The organism is Mycobacterium sp. TH-M82 (genome assembly GCF_057473605.1).
Window position 1 is genome coordinate 1 of sequence record NZ_JBYCKY010000145.1, and the last position, 2,098, is coordinate 2,098.

The 2,098-nt window shown below is 63.5% G+C and carries 3 protein-coding genes; all 3 read right to left on the minus strand.

Translation table 11 applies throughout. The features are described 5' to 3' along the window. Positions 1-1,115: cell division protein FtsK (locus AC2VON_RS04290; RefSeq protein ID WP_486951829.1), on the minus strand; the 1,115-nt coding region annotated here is incomplete at its 3' end. Next, the gene (locus tag AC2VON_RS04295; RefSeq protein ID WP_486951830.1) at positions 1,112-1,531 is read right to left on the minus strand and encodes a plasmid replication, integration and excision activator; all 420 of its coding nucleotides are present in this window, start codon (positions 1,529-1,531) and stop codon (positions 1,112-1,114) included. The genes AC2VON_RS04295 and AC2VON_RS04290, both read right to left, overlap by 4 nt. Positions 1,532-1,632: 101 nt before the next feature. Next, positions 1,633-2,098: GntR family transcriptional regulator (locus AC2VON_RS04300; RefSeq protein ID WP_486951831.1), on the minus strand; the 466-nt coding region annotated here is incomplete at its 5' end.

The window sequence follows — 2,098 nt, forward strand, 5'->3', positions numbered from 1 at the left end:
GTCTGGGTGAACAGGCCGCGCATCGGGAGGATCTCTTTGCGCGGGTCCTGCATGAAGGCGACCACCACGATGCCGAGTCCCCGGCCCTTGGTCAGAATCCGGGACAGTGAGCCTGCTACCTGTTTCTTGAGGTTCGCATCGGTCATGTAGGCCGTCAGGCCGGCCAGCTCGTCGATCAGTAGGACCAGCAGCGGATTGTCAGCGGCCGGCCTGTGGGCGCGCGCCGTGCCTGCCATCTGTTTGCCACGCCTGTCCATAACTTCTTCCAGCTTCTGGAGCAGCTGTGCGGCGGCGGTCTCGGTCGTCGCAACGGTGGTGAAAAGCGGTGAGCCGATGGCGACTTCGATCCCGTACTTCAGGTCGATGGCCAGCAGCCGCACTACACCTGCCTTTACCGCCGGGCCGAATCCGCCGGCGATGCCCCAGAAGATCGAACCTTTGCCTGACCCGGAGCAGCCGACGGTCAGCGTCTGGCGTTCTGCGATCCGTAGGGTCCAGGGCGATCCGTTCTCACGTCGCCCCAGCTCCACGCCCGTCGTCGCTATCCGACTTGTCGGGATAGCGGTTTCTGCTGTTGAAAGGTGGTGGCGCATAACGAATTCCATTCGTACCGTCGCAGGCGAGACCACCGTTGTGCGCGCCGAGTGAGCCCGTAGGGCGTCGCGGATTGCCGGGATCGCTCTTTCGAGGTCGTCGACCGTCTGACCGGTTCGGGTGCGCACCGTGATGCGAAGGCAGTGGTCGGAAGTGTCAACACTCAGCACGCGCGGGTGGGTCCACTTCGTGGTGGTTGTCGTCTTGCCATCCGCGGTTTTGCGGGTGACTTGCTCCGAGGCCGACAACCCGCAGGCTTTGGCCACCCTGGACCAACCGAACAGTGCCCAGAGGCGCCACCGCATCTGCCGCGCAGGAGCGGCGACGTGCTGCTCGTAGGTGTCCGGTGAACTCAGTCGCCAGGCGACGGCGGCCAAGACCGCAAGGCAGGCGATGACGATGGACCAAACCGCAGCGGTGATGAGTAAGTGGGTGAGGCGATTGATCAGGTCGATCAAGTCGATCCCGCGACCGGAATACGGATCGGCGGGTACTCCTGGATACGGCGCAAAGGGGTTCATGCTGACGCCTTCCCCGCCGGCGCGGTCGCCTTCTCCGTGTCGGCTGCCATTGCGGAGGCGCGGAACGACCACGCGATGCGGCCGGATTCGCTCGACCGGTCGACATACGGCAGCACGGACAGCTCCTCGAAAACCACCGGGGTGAACGGCATTCCGCTGTTGTTCGGCGGGCACACCGGCTGGGTTGGTGCGACGAACTTGACGGTGACCGTGCGTGTTCGCTTGCTTGCTGCCGGGTCGCCGTCGAGGACTTCCACCTGCCACAGCGGCTGACCGGATTCGCGGTCGGTTGCCTGGATTCGGTTGTCCTTCGTGGACCGGTCGTAGTCGATCACGGCTGTCACGTCGGAAACCAGGAACGCTTTGTGGGGGAAAACCTGCTGGTGGGGCACTTTGAGCCACTTCGGTACGGACATGGTCGGCCTTTCTACGTTGACACTGCTCTAGACAAGTTCAAGATACATAGTCGTCTAGAGGACTTCAACGGTTATGGCCGGATCTGGGAAGATTTCGTGGTTCAGCGGGCGGAGAAGTCGTATTCGAGCAGGTATGCGGAGGCGACCTTCACCGTGTCGCAGACTTCGACGGCCACGTCATTGGTGTCGTATGCGGTGCGGACAACCGTCAGCACCGGAACGCCCGGTCCGAGCTCCAGCTGCCGGCGTTCCTCGGGCGTAGGCATGCGGGCGCCGACTTCCTCGGTGAAGCGGGCGAGTACGTGGCCGTTGTCTTCCAGGCGGGCGTAGATACCGCCGGGGCCGGTGTCTACCTGCTCGATCTGGGTCCCGTTGGCGAAGGGGGCCGGGATATATGACACCGCGGTCTCGACCGGCCGGCCGTTGGCCAGATAACGTCTTGACCGGACCACGACTTCTTGATCGGTAGCTATGCGAAGCCGCTCAGCCACAACCGAATCCGGCCTCTGTCGTCCCACCACGATGTTGTCGACTTGTGGCGTGTAGCCGGACTTCTCCGCTTCGACG

Bases quoted from the DNA above. Each gene is read 5' to 3' on its own strand.
- AC2VON_RS04295 (WP_486951830.1), bottom strand. From the start codon at position 1,531: ATGTCCGTACCGAAGTGGCTCAAAGTGCCCCACCAGCAGGTTTTCCCC.